Origin of the sequence: Streptomyces flavofungini (assembly GCF_030388665.1) — a bacterium.
GTDB classification, from domain to species: domain Bacteria; phylum Actinomycetota; class Actinomycetes; order Streptomycetales; family Streptomycetaceae; genus Streptomyces; species Streptomyces flavofungini_A.
Genome location: NZ_CP128846.1, coordinates 2,722,897 through 2,742,805, shown reverse-complemented (window position 1 = coordinate 2,742,805; position 19,909 = coordinate 2,722,897). Strand labels below are relative to the sequence as shown.

General features: G+C 72.3%; 17 protein-coding genes and 1 pseudogene. 6 read left to right on the top strand and 12 right to left on the bottom strand.

Annotated features, from left to right (window positions below):
• Positions 1-157: 157 nt before the first annotated feature.
• The gene (locus QUY26_RS10730; protein WP_289945391.1) at positions 158-1,534 is read left to right on the top strand and encodes a hypothetical protein; all 1,377 of its coding nucleotides are present in this window, start codon (positions 158-160) and stop codon (positions 1,532-1,534) included.
• Positions 1,535-1,635: 101 nt separating this feature from the next.
• On the opposite strand, the gene QUY26_RS10725 is transcribed toward QUY26_RS10730, so the two are convergent.
• Complete coding sequence (locus tag QUY26_RS10725; protein WP_289945388.1) at positions 1,636-2,061, bottom strand: ankyrin repeat domain-containing protein; 426 nt, start codon at positions 2,059-2,061, stop codon at positions 1,636-1,638.
• 134 nt (positions 2,062-2,195) lie between these two features.
• On the opposite strand from QUY26_RS10725, the pseudogene QUY26_RS10720 reads away from it, so the two are divergent.
• Positions 2,196-2,498: pseudogene (locus QUY26_RS10720) on the top strand (alpha/beta fold hydrolase); the annotation flags it as partial.
• A 32-nt stretch (positions 2,499-2,530) separates the two neighbouring features.
• Here the strand turns inward: QUY26_RS10720 and QUY26_RS10715 are convergent.
• Positions 2,531-3,073, bottom strand: coding sequence for a hypothetical protein (locus QUY26_RS10715; protein ID WP_289945385.1), 543 nt, complete (start codon positions 3,071-3,073; stop codon positions 2,531-2,533).
• A gap of 40 nt (positions 3,074-3,113) precedes the next feature.
• Entirely contained in the window at positions 3,114-3,719 is a 606-nt protein-coding gene (locus QUY26_RS10710; protein WP_289945383.1) for a YceI family protein, read from the bottom strand.
• A gap of 389 nt (positions 3,720-4,108) precedes the next feature.
• Between QUY26_RS10710 and QUY26_RS10705 the strand changes: the two genes are divergently transcribed.
• The 4 genes from QUY26_RS10705 (at position 4,109) to QUY26_RS10690 (ending at position 7,876) form a co-directional block, all read left to right on the top strand.
• Complete coding sequence (locus tag QUY26_RS10705) at positions 4,109-4,645, top strand: toxin-antitoxin system HicB family antitoxin (protein WP_289945381.1); 537 nt, start codon at positions 4,109-4,111, stop codon at positions 4,643-4,645.
• A gap of 97 nt (positions 4,646-4,742) precedes the next feature.
• Positions 4,743-5,582, top strand: a complete 840-nt coding sequence (locus QUY26_RS10700; protein ID WP_289945380.1) for a DUF4097 family beta strand repeat-containing protein — start codon at positions 4,743-4,745, stop codon at positions 5,580-5,582.
• Between the two features lie 451 nt (positions 5,583-6,033).
• Positions 6,034-7,626, top strand: coding sequence for an acyl-CoA carboxylase subunit beta (locus QUY26_RS10695; protein ID WP_030361920.1), 1,593 nt, complete (start codon positions 6,034-6,036; stop codon positions 7,624-7,626).
• 55 nt (positions 7,627-7,681) lie between these two features.
• Positions 7,682-7,876: an acyl-CoA carboxylase subunit epsilon gene (locus QUY26_RS10690; RefSeq protein ID WP_289945376.1), complete on the top strand. Its 195-nt coding sequence runs from the start codon at positions 7,682-7,684 to the stop codon at positions 7,874-7,876.
• 313 nt (positions 7,877-8,189) lie between these two features.
• Here QUY26_RS10690 and QUY26_RS10685 read toward each other — a convergent pair whose 3' ends face one another.
• From QUY26_RS10685 to QUY26_RS10645, 9 genes are all read right to left on the bottom strand, one after another.
• Complete coding sequence (locus QUY26_RS10685; protein WP_354670679.1) at positions 8,190-8,648, bottom strand: hypothetical protein; 459 nt, start codon at positions 8,646-8,648, stop codon at positions 8,190-8,192.
• An 88-nt stretch (positions 8,649-8,736) separates the two neighbouring features.
• Positions 8,737-9,321: a GTP-binding protein gene (locus QUY26_RS10680; RefSeq protein WP_030361923.1), complete on the bottom strand. Its 585-nt coding sequence runs from the start codon at positions 9,319-9,321 to the stop codon at positions 8,737-8,739.
• Positions 9,302-9,925 (bottom strand): DUF742 domain-containing protein, encoded by a 624-nt coding sequence (locus QUY26_RS10675; protein ID WP_289945369.1) that lies wholly within the window; start codon positions 9,923-9,925, stop codon positions 9,302-9,304. Before QUY26_RS10675 ends, QUY26_RS10680 begins: the two co-directional genes overlap by 20 nt.
• A 62-nt stretch (positions 9,926-9,987) precedes the next feature.
• Entirely contained in the window at positions 9,988-10,401 is a 414-nt protein-coding gene (locus QUY26_RS10670; RefSeq protein WP_030361925.1) for a roadblock/LC7 domain-containing protein, read from the bottom strand.
• A 10-nt stretch (positions 10,402-10,411) separates the two neighbouring features.
• On the bottom strand, positions 10,412-13,768 hold the full coding sequence (locus QUY26_RS10665) for a sensor histidine kinase (RefSeq protein ID WP_289945367.1): 3,357 nt from the start codon (positions 13,766-13,768) through the stop codon (positions 10,412-10,414).
• A gap of 341 nt (positions 13,769-14,109) precedes the next feature.
• Positions 14,110-14,715, bottom strand: coding sequence for a GTP-binding protein (locus QUY26_RS10660; protein WP_289945365.1), 606 nt, complete (start codon positions 14,713-14,715; stop codon positions 14,110-14,112).
• The gene (locus QUY26_RS10655; RefSeq protein ID WP_289945364.1) at positions 14,696-15,103 is read right to left on the bottom strand and encodes a DUF742 domain-containing protein; all 408 of its coding nucleotides are present in this window, start codon (positions 15,101-15,103) and stop codon (positions 14,696-14,698) included. Before QUY26_RS10655 ends, QUY26_RS10660 begins: the two co-directional genes overlap by 20 nt.
• A 157-nt stretch (positions 15,104-15,260) precedes the next feature.
• Positions 15,261-15,674, bottom strand: a complete 414-nt coding sequence (locus tag QUY26_RS10650; RefSeq protein WP_030361929.1) for a roadblock/LC7 domain-containing protein — start codon at positions 15,672-15,674, stop codon at positions 15,261-15,263.
• Between the two features lie 9 nt (positions 15,675-15,683).
• Positions 15,684-19,724, bottom strand: coding sequence for a sensor histidine kinase (locus QUY26_RS10645; RefSeq protein WP_289945361.1), 4,041 nt, complete (start codon positions 19,722-19,724; stop codon positions 15,684-15,686).
• Positions 19,725-19,909 lie beyond the last annotated feature (185 nt).

The following is a 19,909-nucleotide window of genomic DNA, read 5'->3' as shown; positions in this document are numbered from 1 at the left end:
AAGCCATGGGGATGTCATGACTACGTCATGCCTTAGTTCAAGTCGTGAGTTAACTGCTGCCCCAAGGGCCCGTCAAGACTTCGGGAGCCGAACGCGGTGAGCGCTTTCCACGCCGAACGGAGGGAACGTTCCGGCCGTGGAAGAGTTAGCGTGAAGTATGAGGCCCACCAGGCAGACGGCGTCGCGGCTGACCCTGATCCTGTCCGGACTGCTCCTGGCCCTCGGCGCCACGCTCACGGCGGCGCCCGGAGCCCAGGCCGTGACGGACGTCCAGGCCGTGGCCGACGCCCTGAAGAAGAACCCGGTGTACGTCGACGAGGCCGCCGCCTCCCAGCTCTCCGCCGCCGACGCGGACGCCCTCGCCGACAAGATCAAGAAGGCCGACAAGCCGGTGTTCGTCGCGGTGCTCCCCGCCTCGTTCCCCGGCCGCGACGACCTCTTCCGCGACCTGCGCACCGCCACCGGCGTCACCGGCGTGTACGCCGTCCGCCTCGGCGACCGCTTCGACGCGAAGGCCGACGTCTCCGTGCTCTCGAACAACGCCGTCGGCAACCTGTCCTCGCTGGTCCAGGGCGAGGACGCGAAGTCCCAGCTCAACGACTTCGTCGACCAGGCACTCCCGCAGGTCTCGGGCTCGGCCCCCGCGTCCTGGGGCAGCGCTTCGGGCGGCGGCGACGGCGTGCCCGTCGGCGCCCTGATCGGGGTCGGCGCGGTGGTGGTCGCGGGCGGCGCGGGCGCCTACGCCATCGCCCGCCGCAAGCGCCGCGCCCGCGAGGAGGAGCAGCGCGCGGCCCTGGACAAGCTGCGCGTCGTGGTCGACGAGGACATCACCGCCTTCGGCGAGGAGTTGGACCGGCTCGACTTCCACCCGGCGGAGGCGGGCGCGGACGACGCCATGCGCGCGGACTACGAACGGTCCCTGGACGCCTATGAGAAGGCCAAGTCCTTCATGGCCGCGGCGGAACGCCCCGAACAGGTGCGGGCCGTCACCCAGGCCCTGGAGGACGGCCGGTTCTCGCTGGCGCTGCTCGCCGCCCGGCGGGAGGGCCGCCCGCTGCCCGAGCGCCGGGCCCCCTGCTTCTTCGACCCCCGGCACGGCCCCTCCGTGAAGGACGCCGAGTGGACCCCCGCCGGGGGCACGCCCCGCGAGGTGCCGGTGTGCGCGGCCGACGCGGTGCGCCTCGCCGACGGCGACGACCCGATGGCCCGCACCGTCACCACCGAATCCGGCGAACGACGCCCCTACTGGGAGGCCGGACCCGCCTACGGCCCTTGGGCGGGCGGCTACTTCGGCGGCGGCCTGCTCCCCGGCCTCCTCGTCGGCACGATGCTCGGCTCGATGATGGCGAGCCCCGCGTACGCGGCGAGCTACGGCGCCGGATACGGGGACTTCGGCGGGGGCGGCTACGAGGGCGGCGACGTGTCCGGCGCCGACTTCTCCTCCGGTGACTTCGGCGGCGGTGACTTCGGTGGCGGCGGGGACTTCGGCGGGGGCGGCTTCGGTGGGGGCGGGGACTTCGGGGGCGGGTTCTAGGGCCTGTCCGACGGGGTGGCGTCTGCGCCGATGGGGGCGTCCGAGGGGGCCCGCGCCCCCGACGGGCGGCGCGTAGTCCGGCCGCCCCGTCGGCGCGTGCCCTAGGCCGTCGCGCCCGCCGCGACCAGCAGGGCGGCCGTCTCCGGGTGGGGCCCCTGGTGCGCCCACCGCAGCGGGGACCAGCCCGTGCCCCGGCTCTCGCGGAGGTTCGGATCGGCGCCGTGCGCGAGCAGCGCGCGCACGGTCCCGGTGTGCCCCCAGCAGGCCGCCGCGCACAACGGCGTGCCGTCCGCGCCCAGGCCGGACCCGAGGCTCTCGGTGTCGGGGGCGGCCCCGGCGGCGAGGAGCAGCCGGACGATCGCGGTCCGGCCGTTCACGGAGGCCTCGTACAGCGGCGTGATCCCGTCGCCGTCGCGGCGCTCCGGGTCGGCCCCGGCTCGCAGCAGGGACCGCACGACGGTGGGGGTGTCCTGCCAGATGGCCTCGAAGAGCCGCCGGGAGAGCTTCTTCTGCTGTCGCTGTTTCATCGGGGCCGAGGCTAACGGCCGGGTACGTGGCGCAACCACCCATTTCCCCGGGGGCCGCGTCGAGAGGCGCTGTCGGTGCCCGGGCCTGCGGTGGGCCCATGTCGAGGCTGAGTCACGGCCGCCTCGGCCACCTCCGGCGTGTCGTCGCGTACGCGGGTACGTACGAGACGTCGGCGGCGCACGGCCTCGCGGACGACTCGGGGATGCTGGGCACGGCGCGCCTCGCGCGGAACGAGGTCCCGGTCCTGGTGAGGCTGGCCCCCGCCGAGCCGGTCTTCCCGCCGCCGCAGCCGCAGCACCTGGCCCAGGTCGTGGGCGGCGCACGGCTGGTCGAGATCCCGGGCACGGGGCACGCGCTGCCGCCGGCTGTGCAGGGCCCGCTGGTGGCGGCGATCCTGGAGCACACCGCGGCCGCGGCGGCGCGCCACGCCGGGTGAGGGCCGGCCGGGAGGCGCGGTACGCAGCGTGGTCAGACGAGCGGTGACCCGAGTCCGGGCAGCTCCCACCGGCCCGAGTGGCCGGGCGGCAGTCCCAGGTCCTCCCGCACCGCGGCGTAGTAGCCCTCGCGGGCCGCCCGCTGGCGGGCGAGGAGGCCCTGCCAGGCATCCGGGTCGTGGGTGCCCGCGCGCAGGAACCGCTCCATCTCGATCACGACGACCACCCACACCCGGGCCCGCTCCACCACCCGCGCCGAGCCGAGCAGCAGCAGGGCCTCGCCCGCCAGGTCGCGCGTGTCGGCGGCCTCGGTGAGGTGCGGCTCGGCCTCGTCGGCGGACAGGGGGTGCGGATGCGGGTCGTTGCCCTGGTGGGCGGCGATCCGGTAGGTGAGCGTGACGGTCTGCTTCAGTACGCGCGCGTACTCGGTGTAGACCGCGAGGCGCCGCTCTTCCCAGCGGGCCTCGCGCTCGCGCCGGAACCGGACCCGCTCGCCCCGCACCACGGCGACGTACGACCCCATGGCACCGATGACCACGCCTATGAGGGCGGGCAGTTGGGACAGGAACTCGGACACCGCCGAACGGTACCGTGCCGCCGCGCGCGGCGGCACGGCCTCATGCGGCGTTCTTGATCGCCGAGATGTCGAAGTTGAGCTTGATCTTGTCGGAGACGAGCACGCCACCGGTCTCCAGGGCCGCGTTCCAGGTCAGGCCCCACTCGGAGCGCAGGATCTCCGCCTTGCCCTCGAAGCCGACGCGCTCGTTGCCGAACGGGTCCTTCGCGGCGCCGTTGAACTCCAGGTCGATGGTCAGCGGCCTGGTGGTGCCGAGGATCGTGAGGTCGCCGGTGATGCGGTAGTCGTCGCCGCCGAGGGCCTCCGCCTTGGTGGAGCGGAAGGTCATCTGCGGGAACTCGTCGGTCTTGAAGAAGTCCGCGCTCTTCAGGTGGCCGTCGCGGTCCGCGTTGCCGGTGTCGATGCTGTCCATCGCGACGTCGAGGGAGGCCGTCGACGCGGCCGGGTCGGCGCCGTCCAGGTGCAGCGTGCCGCTGAACTCCTTGAAGGAGCCCTTGACGTTGGTGACCATCGCGTGCCGGGCGACGAAGCCGATCGTCGTGTGCGCCGGGTCGAGCGTGTACTCACCCGTCAGCGCCCCGAGTTCCGGGGCCGCCTCGGCGGTCGCGGGGGCGCTGTTGTCGTCCTTGCGGCTGAAGATTCCCATGACGTGCTCCTCGGGGGACGGGCCGGGCCCCGGGCCTTCGGGGGTGCTGAGCCACGGCCGTGAGTAGTTGAGGGTTCAACGAGATTGACTGTAACGCTGCTCGGTTCAATATTCAACATCAAGCGGAGCGTGTCGAGGCGATTACACGTCGAGTGTGGAGAAGTGGGGCCGAGTGGCGGAGTTCCAGTCGGGGGGATGGTGGTGCGGGTGGGTGTGAGCCGGGGGCGGGTGCGTGCGCCCCCGGATGGCGGGCGGGCGCGGACGGGGGCGCGCCAGGGTGCGTCGGGGGTGCGTGGCGTTACGGGTGGCGCCGTCGCGGGCCGGGGATGATGGCGGTTTTGAGACGTTGAGAACTTGCCATGGCGCCACTGTGGTGCCAGAATGGTGCCATGAATCTCACGCCGTATGTCGACCAGCTCCGGCAGGAGCTCGCGGTCGCCGCAGAGGCCGGGGGTGAGGACGCCCGGGCGATCGCCGAGCGTCTGATCGCGCCGCTGGAGTCGGCCACCCGGCTCACCATGTTGAACGTGCTGTCCGCGGCCATGGACGAGATTACCCGAGACCTGGCCCCGGGCTCGGTCGACGTGCGTCTGCGTGGGGGCGATCCGGACTTCGTGGTGACCCCCGCCCCGGCGGGCGAGGGCTTCGACGCGATGCCCGTGGACCTGCGCGTCTCCCGGCCCGCCGCCCCGGCGCCCGCGCCCGTGCCGGAGCCGGAGGAGGGCGGCACGGCCCGCATCAACCTCCGCCTTCCGATGCACCTCAAGGCCCAGGCCGAGGAGGCCGCCGCGGCCGAGAGCCTGTCGGTCAACGCCTGGCTGGTCCGCACCGTCGCCGACGCCCTCAAGCAGGGCGACCCGGCCCACCGGCCCACGCCCCGCGGGCCCCAGGGCGCGGGCAACAGCTATACGGGCTGGGCGCGTTAGCGGCCCCACCCCGCCGGTCGTCGGGTCCGGCCCGCACGCACGACGCGTCCGGACGCACGGCCGGACGGCCCATCAGGATCAGGATGAGGACAGCCCCATGCCAACCTTCGACACCGCCAAGCCCGTCTACGCCTCGGTGATCCTGGAGGTGGGGACGGTGCGGATCACCGCGTCGGACCGCGCCGACACCGTCGTCGACGTGCGCCCCAGCACCGAGTCGCGCCCGGCCGACGTGCGCGCGGCCGAGCGCACCCGGGTCGAGTACGCGAACGGACGGCTCCTGGTCAAGGGCCCCAAGGAACGCTCCCTGTTCGGCCGGGGCTCGTCCGTCGACGTGGAGATCGCGCTCCCCGAGGGCTCGCACCTGGACGTCACCACCTCCATGGCCGACTTCGGCGCGACCGGACGCCTCGGGGAGTGCGAGCTGAAGACCTCGGCCGGGGACGTCCGGGTCGAGTGGGCGGGCGCGGCGCGGCTGCACACCGGATACGGCCAGGTCGTCGTCGACCGCGCGGAAGGCCCCGTCGACGTCACCACCGCCTCCGGCGGGGTCCGCCTCGGGGAGGTCGGCGGCGCCGCCGTGATCAAGAACTCCAACGGCCCGACGGAGGTCGGCGAGGTCGTCGGCGACCTGCGCGTGAAGGCCTCCAACGGCACCATCACGATCGGGCACGCGCTCTCCGACGTCAGCATCAGGACGGCCAACGGCGCCATCGCGGTCGGGGAGGTCGTGCGCGGCAGCGTCGTCGTCGAGACCGGCATGGGCCGCATCGACGTCGGCGTCCGCGAGGGCACCGCGGCCTGGCTCGATGTCCGCACCAAGGCCGGGACCGTGCGGCAGGCGCTCGGCTCCTCCGAGGGTCCCGGCGACTCCGGCGAGACGGTCCAGGTGCGCGGGCGCACGGGGGCCGGGGACATCGTGATCCACCGGGCCTGAGCAGGGCCTGACCCGGAGGGTGCCCAAGGGCGCTCAAGGGCGCTGAAGGGTGCCGGGAAGCCCTTCGGCGGGCCCCGCGTGGGCCGCGCTCGACCGGCCGCCGGTTGTCGGGGCCCGCCAATTCGGCGAGCTGTCGGCCCGGGCCGGTATCCTCCGCCGACCGCGCGGGTGCCACGCACCCGCGCGAGGCTTCCCGTCGGCGTCCTGCGATGACCGTCACGGGCCGTGACCCGCGACTGCGCAGCGCGTCCGGAGCGGCCCGCTCCGACCCTGGGTGTGACCTGAGTCTCATGCGTGCGGGTTGTGGAATCCCTACAGCCGAATGGGCCTCTGAGCAGTCACTTCGGCTGCACCGCCCAGCGCTTCTGTTCGGGGGTGCCAGGAAAACGGTCCGGAGACTGTGCAGAGTCGACGGTCCGTTTTCCCTCGTGTCCTTCGTAAGGTCGAGAGCATGACCGTTTTGGACGAAGCTGGATCTTCCGCGGGGGAGCCCACCGACGCGCGGGGCCGAGTGGCCGAATTGGCCGAGATCCGCGCGCAGGCGCTGGCGGGACCCAGTGAGAAGGCGACCGAGGCGCAGCACGCCAAGGGCAAGCTGACGGCGCGGGAGCGGATCGGTCTCCTCCTCGACGAGGGGTCGTTCCAGGAGGTCGAGCAGCTGCGGCGGCACCGTGCCCAGGGCTTCGGCCTGGAGGCCAAGAAGCCGTACACCGACGGTGTCATCACCGGCTGGGGCACGGTCGAGGGCCGCACGGTCTTCGTGTACGCCCACGACTTCCGGATCTTCGGCGGCGCCCTCGGCGAGGCGCACGCCACCAAGATCCACAAGATCATGGACATGGCCATCGCGGCCGGCGCGCCCCTCGTCTCCCTGAACGACGGCGCGGGCGCCCGCATCCAGGAGGGCGTCTCCGCCCTCGCCGGGTACGGCGGCATCTTCCAGCGCAACACCAAGGCCTCGGGTGTCATCCCGCAGATCTCGGTGATGCTCGGCCCGTGCGCGGGCGGCGCGGCCTACAGCCCCGCCCTGACCGACTTCGTGTTCATGGTCCGCGACACCTCGCAGATGTTCATCACGGGCCCGGACGTGGTCCGCGCGGTGACCGGCGAGGAGATCTCCCAGAACGGCCTGGGCGGCGCGGACGTGCACGCCGAGACCTCCGGCGTCTGCCACTTCGCGTACGACGACGAGGAGACCTGCCTCGCCGAGGTCCGCTACCTCCTCGCGATGCTCCCGCAGAACAACCGCGAGAACCCGCCCGTCGCGCCCTCCGACGACCCCGTCGAGCGCCGCAGCGACGTACTGCTCGACCTGGTCCCCGCCGACGGCAACCGGCCGTACGACATGGCGAAGGTCATCGAGGAACTCGTCGACGACGGCGACTACTTGGAGGTCCACGAGCGCTGGGCGCGCAACATCATCTGCGCCCTGGCCCGCCTGGACGGCCAGGTCGTCGGCATCGTCGCCAACCAGCCGCAGTCCCTCGCGGGCGTCCTGGACATCGAGGCCTCCGAGAAGGCGGCCCGCTTCGTCCAGATGTGCGACGCCTTCAACATCCCGATCGTCACGCTCCTCGACGTCCCCGGCTTCCTGCCCGGCGTCGACCAGGAGCACGGCGGCATCATCCGCCACGGCGCCAAGCTGCTCTACGCCTACTGCAACGCGACGGTGCCCCGGATCTCGCTGATCCTGCGCAAGGCCTACGGCGGCGCGTACATCGTCATGGACAGCCAGTCCATCGGCGCCGACCTGACCTACGCCTGGCCCACCAACGAGATCGCCGTCATGGGCGCCGAGGGCGCGGCCAACGTCATCTTCCGCCGTCAGATCGCCGCCGCCGAGGACCCCGAGGCCATGCGCGCCCGCATGGTCAAGGAGTACAAGGCCGAGCTGATGCACCCGTACTACGCCGCCGAGCGCGGACTCGTCGACGACGTGATCGACCCGGCCGAGACCCGCGCCGTGCTGATCAACTCCCTCGCGATGCTCCGCAACAAGCACGCCGACCTGCCCTCGCGCAAGCACGGCAACCCGCCGCAGTAGCGGTGCGCCCCAGACCTTTTCCGTCCGCCGCAGTTCCCACAAGGAGCACACTGCAATGAGCACTCCCGACATCCGCGTCGAGAAGGGCCACGCCGAGCCCGAGGAGGTCGCGGCCCTCACCGCGATCCTGCTCGCCCGCGCCGCCGCGCAGCCCACCGCCGCCCCCACCCACCGCGGCCGCGACAAGGCCGGCTGGCGCCGCCTCGAGCGCACCCCGGGCTTCCGCGCCCCGCACAGCTGGCAGGGCTGAGCGACACCGACGTACGGCGGGCCCCGTTCCTCCTTCCCGGAGGGCGGGGCTCAGCCGTGTCCGGGTGCGGGCGGCAGGGCGCAGTCGGGGAAGGCCGTCTTGCACCGGGGGGGGGATCGTGGAGTCGAGCTAGGGCGGCCACGCGGTGAGGTCGAAGCCGATGAGGTTCAGCTCCTTGAGGCCCGGTGGCAGCGAGTCGAGGCCTCGTGGGCGACCGCTGCCGGACAAGGTGAGCCTCGACAGAGGGAGGCCGGTCAGCGGACTCAGGTCCTCGCCCAGTCGGGTCGCTGCCGAGAACCGCCCGCTGTCTCGCTCAGGCCGTCCAGCGACGGGACGGCGGCAGACGTGACAGGAGCGGCACTCCCCCCCCCGCCGCCAACGACGCCACGTCCGACTGCCGCCGCGGCGGCACCAGGCGCGCCACGGCCTCGTCGAGGCGGGCCGCGAGCGCGTCAGGGACCGACGGCATCGTCTCCTGGCAGGAGGCCGCGACGAGCCGCAGCGCCCTCGAACGCCGGGGCTCGCGCTCGGCCCGCTCCAGGACACCGCCAAGGATTTCCTCCTGCTGGGTGCGGTTGGCGTGGCCCGCCGCCATGACGACGGTCTCGCGCCACAGATCCAGGTGCGCCCGCAGCCCCGGCACCCCCACCCGGATCAGTTCGCTCATGGACGACCGGGCCTGCTGCTCGCGCTCCTCGGGGGCGAGCCAGAGCCCCACCGCCCGTGTCGCCACCGTGCCGCCCCGCCGTAACGCCGCCGCCTGTGGACTCATGCACGGAATGGTGGGCGAACGCACACGCCGACGGGGCCCGTTCCGGTGGGTTCCGGACCGGGCCCCGTCCGGCGAGGGGGCGGCGGTGCTACCGCAGGCGGGCCATCAGCGCGTGCTCGACCAGGGTGATCAACGCGCTCTTCGCGTCCGCGCGGTGGCGGGCGTCGGTGGTGATGATCGGGGTGTCCGGGCCGATCTGCAGGGCCTCGCGGACCTCGTCGGGGGTGTACGGCTGGTGGCCGTCGAAGCCGTTGAGGGCGATGACGAAGGGCAGCCCGGAGTTCTCGAAGTAGTCGACGGCGGGGAAGCAGTCGGCGAGCCGCCTCGTGTCGACCAGGACGACCGCGCCGATGGCGCCACGGACCAGGTCGTCCCACATGAACCAGAACCGGTCCTGTCCGGGCGTGCCGAACAGGTACAGGATCAGGTCCTGGTCCAGGGTGATGCGACCGAAGTCCATGGCGACGGTGGTCGTCGTCTTGTCCCCGGTGTGGGTGAGGTCGTCGATGCCCGCGGACGCGGACGTCATGACGGCCTCGGTGCGCAGCGGGTTGATCTCAGAGACCGCCCCGACGAACGTGGTCTTGCCCACGCCGAAGCCGCCCGCCACCACGATTTTCGCGCTGGTGGTGGAGCGGGCTGTTGCTCCGCCGCTAGAGCTTGCGAAGTCCACTGAGCACCCTTTCGAGCAGTGTCACGTCTGGCTGACCGCCGGCGGTCTCGTCGCCGCCGGGCTGATGGATGGCGACAAGACCGGCCTCCGCCAGGTCGGCGACGAGGATCCGGGCAACGCCGAGGGGGATGGAGAGCAGGGCCGAGATCTCGGCCACCGATTTGATCTCGCGGCACAGGTTGCAGATGCGCTGGTGTTCCGGCAACTGCCCCTGCAGCTGATGCGGTTGTGCGGTGGTGTGCACCAGCGCCTCGATGGCGAGCTGGTAGCGCGGCCTGGTGCGGCCGCCCGTCATGGCGTACGGGCGCACCAGGGGGTTGGACGCGGCCGGTGCGGGCGCCGGCTCCGAGGAGCGGCGCTGCGGCTGCACCGGCTGGATCCGGGGTGCGTACGGCTGGTCGTACGGGCTGGGGCCGGGCGCCTGGGGGCCCGGCTGCCGGTACGGCGCCTGGCGGCGGTGACTGGGCGCGGAGGGGAAGTTGTACCGGTTCTGCGAACCGTCACCCTGGCCCTGGCCGCGGCCGGAAGGCCAGTTGGCCGAAGACGAACCGTCTGGGGGTGTTGCAGCCACGTACTCCTCCTCCGAAACTGTGCTCGGCACCATCACTGTGGAGCCGCGTCCCGAAACCTTACGACCCCGGGACGCGAATACGCACCGTCTGTCTGTTAGTTGAGCAGGCTCCCCTGAAGCTCCGCGCGCAGGTCCGGAGTGAGGACGGTGCCCGCGCGGTCGACGAGAAGTGCCATCTCGTACCCAATGAGACCGATGTCCGCTTCTGGGTGGGCGAGTACGGCGAGGGACGATCCGTCGGAGATGGACATGATGAAGAGAAATCCTCGCTCCATCTCCACAACGGTCTGGGTCACAGAGCCGCCCTCGAAGATCCGGGAGGCCCCGGCGGTGAGGGAGGTCAGGCCCGACGCGACCGCCGCGAGCTGATCGGCTCGGTCGCGCGGGAAACCTTCGGACATCGCCAGAAGGAGTCCGTCGGCGGAGACCACCACGGTGTGGGACACCCCGGGGGTGTTGTCCACGAAGTTGGTGATCAACCAGTTCAGGTTCTGCGCCGCCTGGCTCATCGGGCTCACACTAACGCTCCTGGTTGTAGGTGCTATCAGGGCTGAAGCCCTGGCCATTCGTGTCACTTCCCGCGCTGCGGCCCCGCTGGACGCCGCGGCGCAGGTTGCTCAGCCTGCCCCGCACTTCCTCGGGGTCGCGGGAGACCTGGGGGCCGCCCTGCGGGGTCTGCTCCGCGGTGCCCTCGACCAGGTTGGCCTTGGGCACCCGCCGCGGGAGGCCGGACGAGGTGACCCCGCCCGCCTTGGGCTCCCGCAGCTGCTCGGCGCGCTGCCAGCGGTCGTCGTTGGACGAACGCACGGCGGAGCTCTGCTGCTCGTCCTGCTGGGCGTCGCCCCGCAGGTCGCCGTCGTGGCTCTCGCCGCTCGGGCTCTCTGGGCGCTGCGCGACGGGGGCGGCGCCGTTGCCGTTCGCCGCCGCGCTGCCGCGACGCGGAAGGCCCGCGTCGGTCAGCTCGTGGGCGGCGGACGGGGCCGGCGGCGCCGACGCGGCAGGTCCCGGACGGTCGAAGCCTACGCGCTCATGCTCGCCCGCGTCAGCCGCCGGTGCGGGTTCCGCTTCGGGAGCGTACTCGTCCTGGTACTCGCCCTGGTAGCTGTCCCGCAACGGCCAGTCGTCCTGGTGGGAACGCTCCGGATAGGTGGCGAAGGGCTCCTGGAGACCGCCCGTACGAGCGTCGTGACCGACCTGGCCCGACTCCGTATAGGCGGCGTCCTGATATCCGTCCTGGGTCGTGTAGTACGACTCGTCGTACGCCTGCGCGCCCTGGTCGTAGCTCTGCCGCGTGTCGTAGCCGGTCTGGTCCTGGTCGTATCCGGGCGTCTGCTGACCGTCGTACGCGGCCCCCGCGGGGTCGTACGCGACGTGCTGGTCGTCGTACGCCGGGTGCGGCACCGCCCCGTCCGTCCCGTTCTCGTACCCGCCCTGCTGCTGCGGGTAGTCGTAGCCGGACGACTGCTCGTACGTCTCCTGGCCACCCTGGACCTCGTCGCGGAACAGCGGGCGCTCGGCGCCGGCCTGCTGCTGGGGCTGGCCCGAGTGCGCCTGTGCCTCCAGGGCGGCGCGGCGCTCCTCACGCATCAACGAGCGGCCCACGGGGTCGAGTTGGCTCCCCGCGTCGGCCGCGTCGGCGTGGTAGCGGCTGTCGTCGAAGCCCAGCTCCGCGGCCGTGCGCAGCGGCTCGACCTCGGGGACCTGCTGCTCCGGGATGATCGAGGAGACCGTGAACTCGGAGTCCTGCCCCTGCAGTTCGCCACCGCCACCGTGGGTGATGTTGTCCGGCAGCATGACGAGCGAGGTGGTGCCCGCCTGCTCGCCCGACGGGCGCAGCTGGACCCGGATGCCGTGCCGGTCGGACAGGCGGCCGACCACGAACAGGCCCATGCGCTGGGAGATCGCGGCGTCCACGGTCGGCGGGTTGGCCAGGCGGTGGTTGATGTCCGCGAAGTCCTCGGCGGTCAGGCCGATGCCCTTGTCGTGGATCTCGATCATCACGCGGCCGTCGGGGAGCCGGGTCGCGGTGACCCTGACCTTGGTCTGCGGCGAGGAGAACGCCGTGGCGTTCTCCAGGAGCTCGGCGAGCAGGTGCACGAGGTCGGTCACGGCCAGGCCGTGGATCTCGGCCTCCGGGACGCCCGACAGCTCGATGCGCTCGTACTGCTCCACCTCGGAGGAGGCGGCGCGCAGCACGTCGACCAGCGGCACCGGCTGGTCCCAGCGGCGGCCGGGCTCCTCGCCGGAGAGGACCAGGAGGTTCTCGCCGTTGCGGCGCATGCGGGTCGCGAGGTGGTCCAGGCGGAAGAGGGACTCCAGCTGGTCCGGGTCGGCCTCGTTGTTCTCCAGGTCGGTGATGAGGGTCAGCTGGCCCTCGATCAGCGACTGGTTGCGGCGCGACAGGTTCGTGAAGATCGCGTTGATATTGCCGCGCAGCAGGGCCTGCTCGGAGGCGAGCCGGACGGCCTCGCGGTGCACCTGGTCGAAGGCGCGGGCGACCTCGCCGATCTCGTCGGTGGAGGTGATCGGGATGGGCTGCACGCGGGTGTCGACGCGGCCCGGGTCGGTGCGCGAGAGCTGGTCGACGAGCATCGGCAGGCGCTGCTCGGCGATGCCGAAGGCGGCGGTGCGCAGGCTGCGCATCGAGCGGCTCATCTGGCGGGCCATGAGACCGGCCAGGACGAAGGCGGCGAGCAGCGCGACCACGACGACGGCGCCGGTGATGAAGGCGTCGGTCTTGGCGTTGTCGGCGATGTCGGAGGCCTCGCTCACGGCCTTGTCCGCGAGGTCCGCCTCGATGGCGCGGTAGGCGTCGAACTTCAGGCTGGTGGCGTTCCACAGCGCGGGGGCGGTGACGCCCTTGCCCGCGAGCGCGACCAGGGCGCTCGGCTGGGTGGAGGGCAGGCCCGCGATGAGCGCGACGGACTTCTCGCCGCTCGGCATCGGCACGTACTTCTTGCCCTGGGCGCGGGCGGCCGCCGCGGCCTCCTCCGACTGCTTCTCGCCCGCGGCGGTGAGCTTCTTCTTCGCCTCGTCGAGCTTGCGCACGTCCTGGGGCGTGCCGCCGCCGGTGTACTCCTGGATGGCGATGCCCTCCAGGTACGCGTACGAGGAGAAGGCGATCTTCTGCCGGGACAGGTCGGCCTGCGTCGGACCCGGCTTGGTGAGTATGTGGGTGCCGATGGAGCGCTGCAGCGAGAGCGCCGCCTTGGCCAGCGACACCGCGTAGACGGTGCGGCCGTAGGAGGTGATGTTTCCGGTGCCGAGGCCCAGTTCGTTGGCGAACTCCATCAGCGGGTGCTGGATGCCGACGTAGGCCTCTTCGGTCTGGACGCCGGGGAGCTTGCTGGTGTACGCGGCCTTGCGCAGGCCCGCCAGCTTCGGCTCCACCTTGCGGAAGCCGTCCAGACGGCGCTTGAGGCCCTCCTTGTCCGGCATGTCCTTCGTGGCGTCGTTGAACGCGACGGCGGCGGCGTCGGTGGCCTTGCGGGCCTTGGCCACGGCCGGGCTGTTCTTCTTGCCCTTGAGCAGCGGCGCGGCGGAGACGTCGCGCTCCTCGATGAGGCGGTTGCCGTAGTCGAGGGAGGCGCGCACCAGGCGGGCGGTGGCCTCGGCGTCGCGGGCCTCGTCCCAGGTGTCGATGGCGCCCTTCACCTGGAAGCCGCCCATGACGAGCCCGACCAGCACGGGTATGAGGAGGATCGCGTTCAGGCGGGTCGGCACGCGCCAGTTCCTGGGCGACATCCGACCGCCGGAGGCGGCCTGCGGCTCGTCGCCGGGCACGTCCGCGGCGGGTGCCGCGGCGCGCGGCGGCGGGGTGAAGTTGCCCCGCGTGTCCCGGTCCGGGGATGCGGGGCTCGTCTTGCTTCGCCTCACTCGACCAACAACCTCTCGGCGGCGGCTCCCGCGCTGGTGCCGCTGTCGTCTCCAAAGGCCCGTGCTACTGGGCAGTTCAGCGCATTCCAGCACGTCAGGCTGTGCTCTTCCAAACAGTGGGAATGAACAGCTCCGAGTGGTGTAAGCCTCAGATAAATCGGTCATAAAGAGCGAGCCCCGCCAAAAGGCGGGGCTCTTGTGAGCACAGCGAGACGAGCCGACCGCGATGTGTGGCGGGGGCGGCGCAATTCTCTGTCGAAACGTTATGAACACGGCAGCCGTCCGTGTCAAAGGACACAGATCGTTCCGTGCGCTCTACGACAACTTCCGTATGCCCCCGCCTACTTGAGACGTGCCATAAGTGCGTGCTCAACCAGTGTGATCAGGCCACTCTTTGCGTCCGCACGGTGCCGGGCGTCGGTGGTGATGATGGGTGTGCCCGGTCCGATCTGCAGTGCTTCGCGCACTTCGTCGGGGGTGTACGGCTGGTGGCCGTCGAAGCCGTTGAGGGCGATGACGAAGGGCAGCCCGGAGTTCTCGAAGTAGTCCACGGCCGGGAAACAGTCGGCCAGACGCCGGGTGTCGACGAGCACGACGGCGCCGATCGCACCCCGCACCAGGTCGTCCCACATGAACCAGAACCGGTCCTGTCCGGGCGTGCCGAACAGGTACAGGATCAGATCCTGGTCGAGCGTGATGCGGCCGAAATCCATCGCCACCGTCGTGGTGGTCTTGTCACCGGTGTGCGTGAGGTCGTCGATGCCCGCGGACGCGGACGTCATCACGGCCTCGGTGCGCAGCGGGTTGATCTCCGAGACCGCGCCGACGAACGTGGTCTTGCCCACGCCGAAGCCGCCCGCCACCACGATCTTGGCGGACGTGGTGGACCGGCCGGACCCTTCGTCGGAGCCCGCGTAGCCGCCCCCGTTAGAGCTTGCGAAGTCCACTGAGCACCCTTTCGAGCAGTGTCACGTCGGGCTGGCCGCCGGCGTTCTCGTCGCCGCCGGGCTGGTGGATGGCGACGAGCCCGGCCTCGGCCAGGTCGGCGACGAGGATGCGGGCCACACCGAGCGGCATCGAGAGCAGCGCGGAGACCTCGGCCACCGACTTGACCTCACGGCACAGGTGGCAGATCCGCTGGTGCTCGGGAAGCAGCCCCATCAGCTGGGCCGGGTCGGCCGTGGTGCTCACCAGCGCCTCTATCGCGAGCTGGTAGCGGGGCCGGGTCCGGCCGCCGGTCATCGCGTACGGACGCACCAGCGGCTGGTCGCCCTCATCTCCGTACCCGGCATGGGCGGCGCCGTACGGGTCGTGAGAGGCGGTGGGCGGGTTCATGGATCCTCCGGGCGGGACAGCAGTTGTCTGCGTTCCGTCTGACAGAGCCGGGTGGGGGCATGACTGGCGGCCGGACGGTGAGTCGGTACGGTCGGTCGGCTCGCTCGGGCGGTGGGGGCGGCCGGGCGAGGGGGGCGGGGCGGGCCGTGGGGGAGGCCTAGTGGAGCAGGCTGCCCTGGAGCTCGGCGCGCAGGTCCGGGGTGAGGACGGTGCCCGCGCGGTCGACGAGGAGAGCCATCTCGTAGCCGACGAGGCCGATGTCGCACTCGGGGTGCGCGAGGACGGCGAGCGACGAACCGTCCGAGACGGACATGATGAACAGGAAGCCGCGCTCCATCTCCACCACGGTCTGCGTGACCGCGCCGCCCTCGAAGATCCGGGAGGCCCCGGCGGTGAGGGAGGTCAGGCCGGAGGCGACGGCCGCGAGCTGGTCGGCGCGGTCGCGCGGAAAGCCCTCGGACATCGCGAGAAGCAGGCCGTCGGCGGAGACCACGACCGTGTGGGACACCCCGGGGGTGTTGTCCACGAAGTTGGTGATCAACCAGTTCAGGTTCTGTGCCGCCTGGCTCATCGGACTCAACTAACGCTCCTGCTGGTGAGTGGGGAAACTGCCGGTCTGGCCGGAACCGGCCTGACGACCCTGCTGGATGCCCCGGCGGAGATTGGTCAGCCGGCCGCGCACGTCGTCGGGCGCGCGGGAGACCTGCGGACCCGCGCTCTCCTGAGCCTGCTGCGCGGTACCCGCCACGAGGTTCGCCCGTGGCACCCGGCGCGGCAGCCCGGACGTGGTGACGCCGCCCGCGGAGGGCTGCCGGACGCGCTCGGCCTGGCGGCCGAGCTCGTCGTTCGGCGATGTACGCCAAGCGGTGTTGCTGGTGGTGCCGGTGGTGCTGTTCGTGTTGCCGTTGCTCGCGGCCGGAGCCGGGGAGCCGCCGGGACGCTGGGGCAGCGGGGGAGTGCCGAGGCCACCCGCGCGGCCCTGGTCGGGCGCCGGGCGCTGCGGCAGCTGCTGCTCACGCCGCGGCAGCGGCTGCTGGGCGCCGCCCGCGTCGGGACGGCGGACCGGCTCCGGACGGGGACCGGGCTCGGAGCCGTTGCCGTGCTGCGGGGCCTGCGGCTGCTGGAATCGGCGCGGCTGCGGGCGCTGCGGCAGCCCCGGGTGGCGCTGCTCGGACTGCCGGTTCTGCTCGGCCTGCTGCTGTGCCTGCGCCTGCTGAGCCTGCGCCTGCCGCTCTTCCTGCGCCTGGCGCTCCTGCTCGGCCTGCTCCTGGGCCTGCTGGGAGAACCAGTTGGTCTCCAGCGTGTCGTACAGCGGGGTTCGCCCGTCCAGCGGTCCGGACGCGGGCGGCAGGGCCTCCGGCTCGGACTGCTGCGGCGCCTGTGGCTGCGGGGCCTGCGGCAGCTGGGCCTGCGGGCGCTGCGGGGCGGACGGCTGCTGGCCCTGGGGCTGCCGCGGGGCGCCCTGGCGGTCGCCGCGCCGGCCCTCGCCCGGACCCTGGCCGCGGCGCGGCGCGGGCGGACGCGGCACGGAGAACTCACCGGTGCTGTGCGGGGCTTGGCCGCCCTGGCCGCCCTGCGGGGAGCCCTGGGCGGGGCCGCCGAAGACGTCGGAGCGCATGAACTCGCCGGTGCCCTGCCCGCCCGGGGCCTGGGCGGTGCCGTTCTGGCCGGACATGCCCGGGGGCGGGCCGTCGAAGTCGGGGCGGTCGAACTGCGCGGTGGAGCCGGGGCCCTGGCGGTCGTCGAGGCCCGCGGGGACCGCGAACTGACCGGTGGACTCGGGCTCCTCGTGGCCGCGGGGAGCGTCGAACGGCTCGCGGGAGACCTGCGGCTGCGCGTTCTCGTCGCTCCAACTGGGCGTACGGGGCTGGGGGTTGCCGCCGGGCAGCTCGGCACGGGGGGCGTTGCCGCGCTGATCCGCGCCCGGCCGCGGCGGCAGCTGCGGCCGACGGCCCTGCTCGCCACCGGCACCCGGGCCCGCGTCGTTCGTGCGCTGCTGGGGCACCGGAGGCTGGGCCGCGCCGGGGCGACTGCCCTGGGAGAAGCCCGTCCGGCCGCCCTGCGGGGGCTGGGGGCTCTGCGGCAGCTGCGGCGCCTGCGGACGCTGACCGCCCAGGGGGCCGTTCGGCGCCGAGGGCCCTGCGAGCCCCGCGGGACCGCTCGCGCCGGGCCCGGACGCACCGGCCCCCGCGAGACCGCCGGGCGCCACCGGCGACCCGGTGGAAGGACCACCCTGGTTGGTGCCGCCGCGCGCGGGCAGCGCCGCACGCGGTCCCGGACCGGAGGCCACCTGGCCGCGCTGCGCACCGGCACCGGGGCCGACCTGGCCGCCACGGGCACGTGCGGCACCGCTGAGACCGGCCGCCACGCCACCGCCACGCCGGGCCGCGGCGGCACCCGCCGAGGCCTGGGCCGCGGCCGGGCCGCCGGTCGGGGCGGGCGCGCCCGCCTTGCTCGGGACCTTCTTGCCGCCCTGGGCGACATCGACGGGCAGCATGACGAGGGCGGTCGTACCGCCGGAGTCGGAGGGGCGCAGCTGGATGCGGATGCCGTGGCGCTGCGAGAGGCGGCCGACCACGAACAGACCCATGCGGCGGGAGACGGAGACGTCCACGGTGGGCGGCGACGCGAGCCGCTCGTTGATCGCGGCGAGGTCCTCGGGGGAGAGGCCGATGCCGGTGTCGTGGATCTCGATGAGCACGCGGCCGTCGGGCAGCGCGTGACCGGTCACCTTGACCTTGGTCTGCGGCGAGGAGAACGACGTCGCGTTCTCGAGGAGCTCGGCGAGCAGGTGCACGAGGTCGTTGACGACGCGTCCCGCGACCTCGGTCGAGGGCACGGCGGACAGCTCGATGCGCTCGTACTGCTCCACCTCGGACGCGGCGGCACGCAGCACGTCGACGAGGGGCACGGGGCGGGTCCAGCGGCGGCCGGGCTCTTCACCGGCGAGAACGAGGAGGTTCTCACCGTTACGGCGCATGCGGGTCGCGAGGTGGTCGAGCTTGAACAGCGAGGACAGCTGGTCCGGGTCGGCCTCGCGGGACTCCAGCTCGGAGATGAGCGAGAGCTGGCGCTGGATGAGGCCCTGGGAGCGGCGCGAGAGGTTGGTGAACATCGCGTTGACGTTGCCCCGCAGAAGGGCCTGCTCGGCGGCGAGGCGGACGGCCTCGCGGTGCACGTCGTCGAAGGCCGCGGCCACCTGGCCGATCTCGTCCCGGGAGTGCACACCGACCGACTCCACGGACGTGTCGACGTCCTGCGGGTCGGACTCGGAGAGCTGCTTGACCAGCTCGGGCAGGCGGTCCTGGGCGACCTTGGTGGCCGTGTCCTGGAGTCGCCGCAGCGAGCGGATCATGGACCGGGCCACGACGAAGGCGCCGACGAGCGAGACGCCGAGCACGAGCAGGATGAGCGCACCGTTGAGGATCGCCTGCTGCTCGGACTCGTTCCTGAGCGAACGGGCCTTCTGCTCCATCTCGTCGAGCAGCGTCAGCTCGATCTTGGCCATCTCCGAGATCTTGGTGGAGTCGGCGTCCACCCAGTCCTTGTAGGAGCGCTTGCCGCGGAGCTTGATGCCGCCCTCCTGCTCAAGGACGCGCTTGGCGTAGGAGTTGGCGGCCTGGATGGAGGGGTTGCCCTCGCTGATGGGCTTGAGGAGCTTCTCGCGGTCACCGGTGTAGATCCGGTTGAAGGACTGGAGCTCCGAGCCCTCCTTGTCCAGGGCGGAGAAGGCGTAGCGGCGGTCGGTCTCGGAGAGCTTGCCGAACTCGCGGTTGTTCGCGGGCAGCGCGGCCGCGATGATCGCGCGCTGCACGGAGGCGTACTCCTTGGCGGAGGAGAACGCGGACAGCGCGCGGGTGCGCTGGATCATGTCCGGGTTGCTGGTCGCCTGCGCCATGTCCTGGGAGAGCTTGAGGAGCTGCTCGATGAGCTGGCTGTAGGCGTCGACCGTCTGCGAGAAGGACTTGTCGTCGGCGTACGCGTTGCGGCGCACTTCGTTGATCTTCTGCAGCTGCCGGGTGATCTGGATGGTGCTCTGGCGGACGCCGAGCAGACCCTTGTCGTTGTCGCCGTCCTCCAGCTGCTGGGTGCCGCGCAGGAAGGTGCGGTAGGCGCGGTCAGTCTTCACCCGGGTGCCCTTGACGGCGAAGTCCGAGTCGTTCGCGCCGTGCGCGAGGGGGCCCGCCGACTGGTCGCGCTCCTCCTGGAGCGCCGCGGCCAGGTCGGTGGCCTGCTTGGTCATGTCCGTGAGCAGCTTCATGTTGTCGAGCTGCTCGATCTCGTCGAGGGACGAGTTGATGCGCAGCGCGCCAAGAGAGGTCGCGGCGATGACGGGGAGCGCGAGCAGCGACACCAGACGTGTGGAGATGCGCCAGTTGCGCAGGGCTATTCGCGGGCCGGGACCCGGAGGCGTCTTGGACCCCTTGGACAGCGCTGTGCCCGCGGCCGGGCCGGAAGCGCCCGCACCGCCGTCACCGGACTGCACCTGTCCCGGGTTCTGGGCGTGCTGGGCCGAGGAGCCGCGGTCACTCCCGCCGCGCTCCGGCTCCGCCGAGGCATCCCCTCGGCCGCGACCGGCCTGGGGAGACCCCTTGCCATCCCTCTTGAAACGTCCCTGCACTAGCGTCGCAACCTCTGGACCAGGCGTCCTGCCGCGTGGACGGCGGGACGGTGTCGGCGTCTCGGGGCGCGGGGCGCCCCTTGGTGGTCGTGAGACCGGCGCTGCTCTCCCCCTTCCCGCCGCCACTCGGCGCTGCGTTGCGCCCCTGTGCGCCGGTTCGATCCCGCGGCGGTCCCGGGAATTCC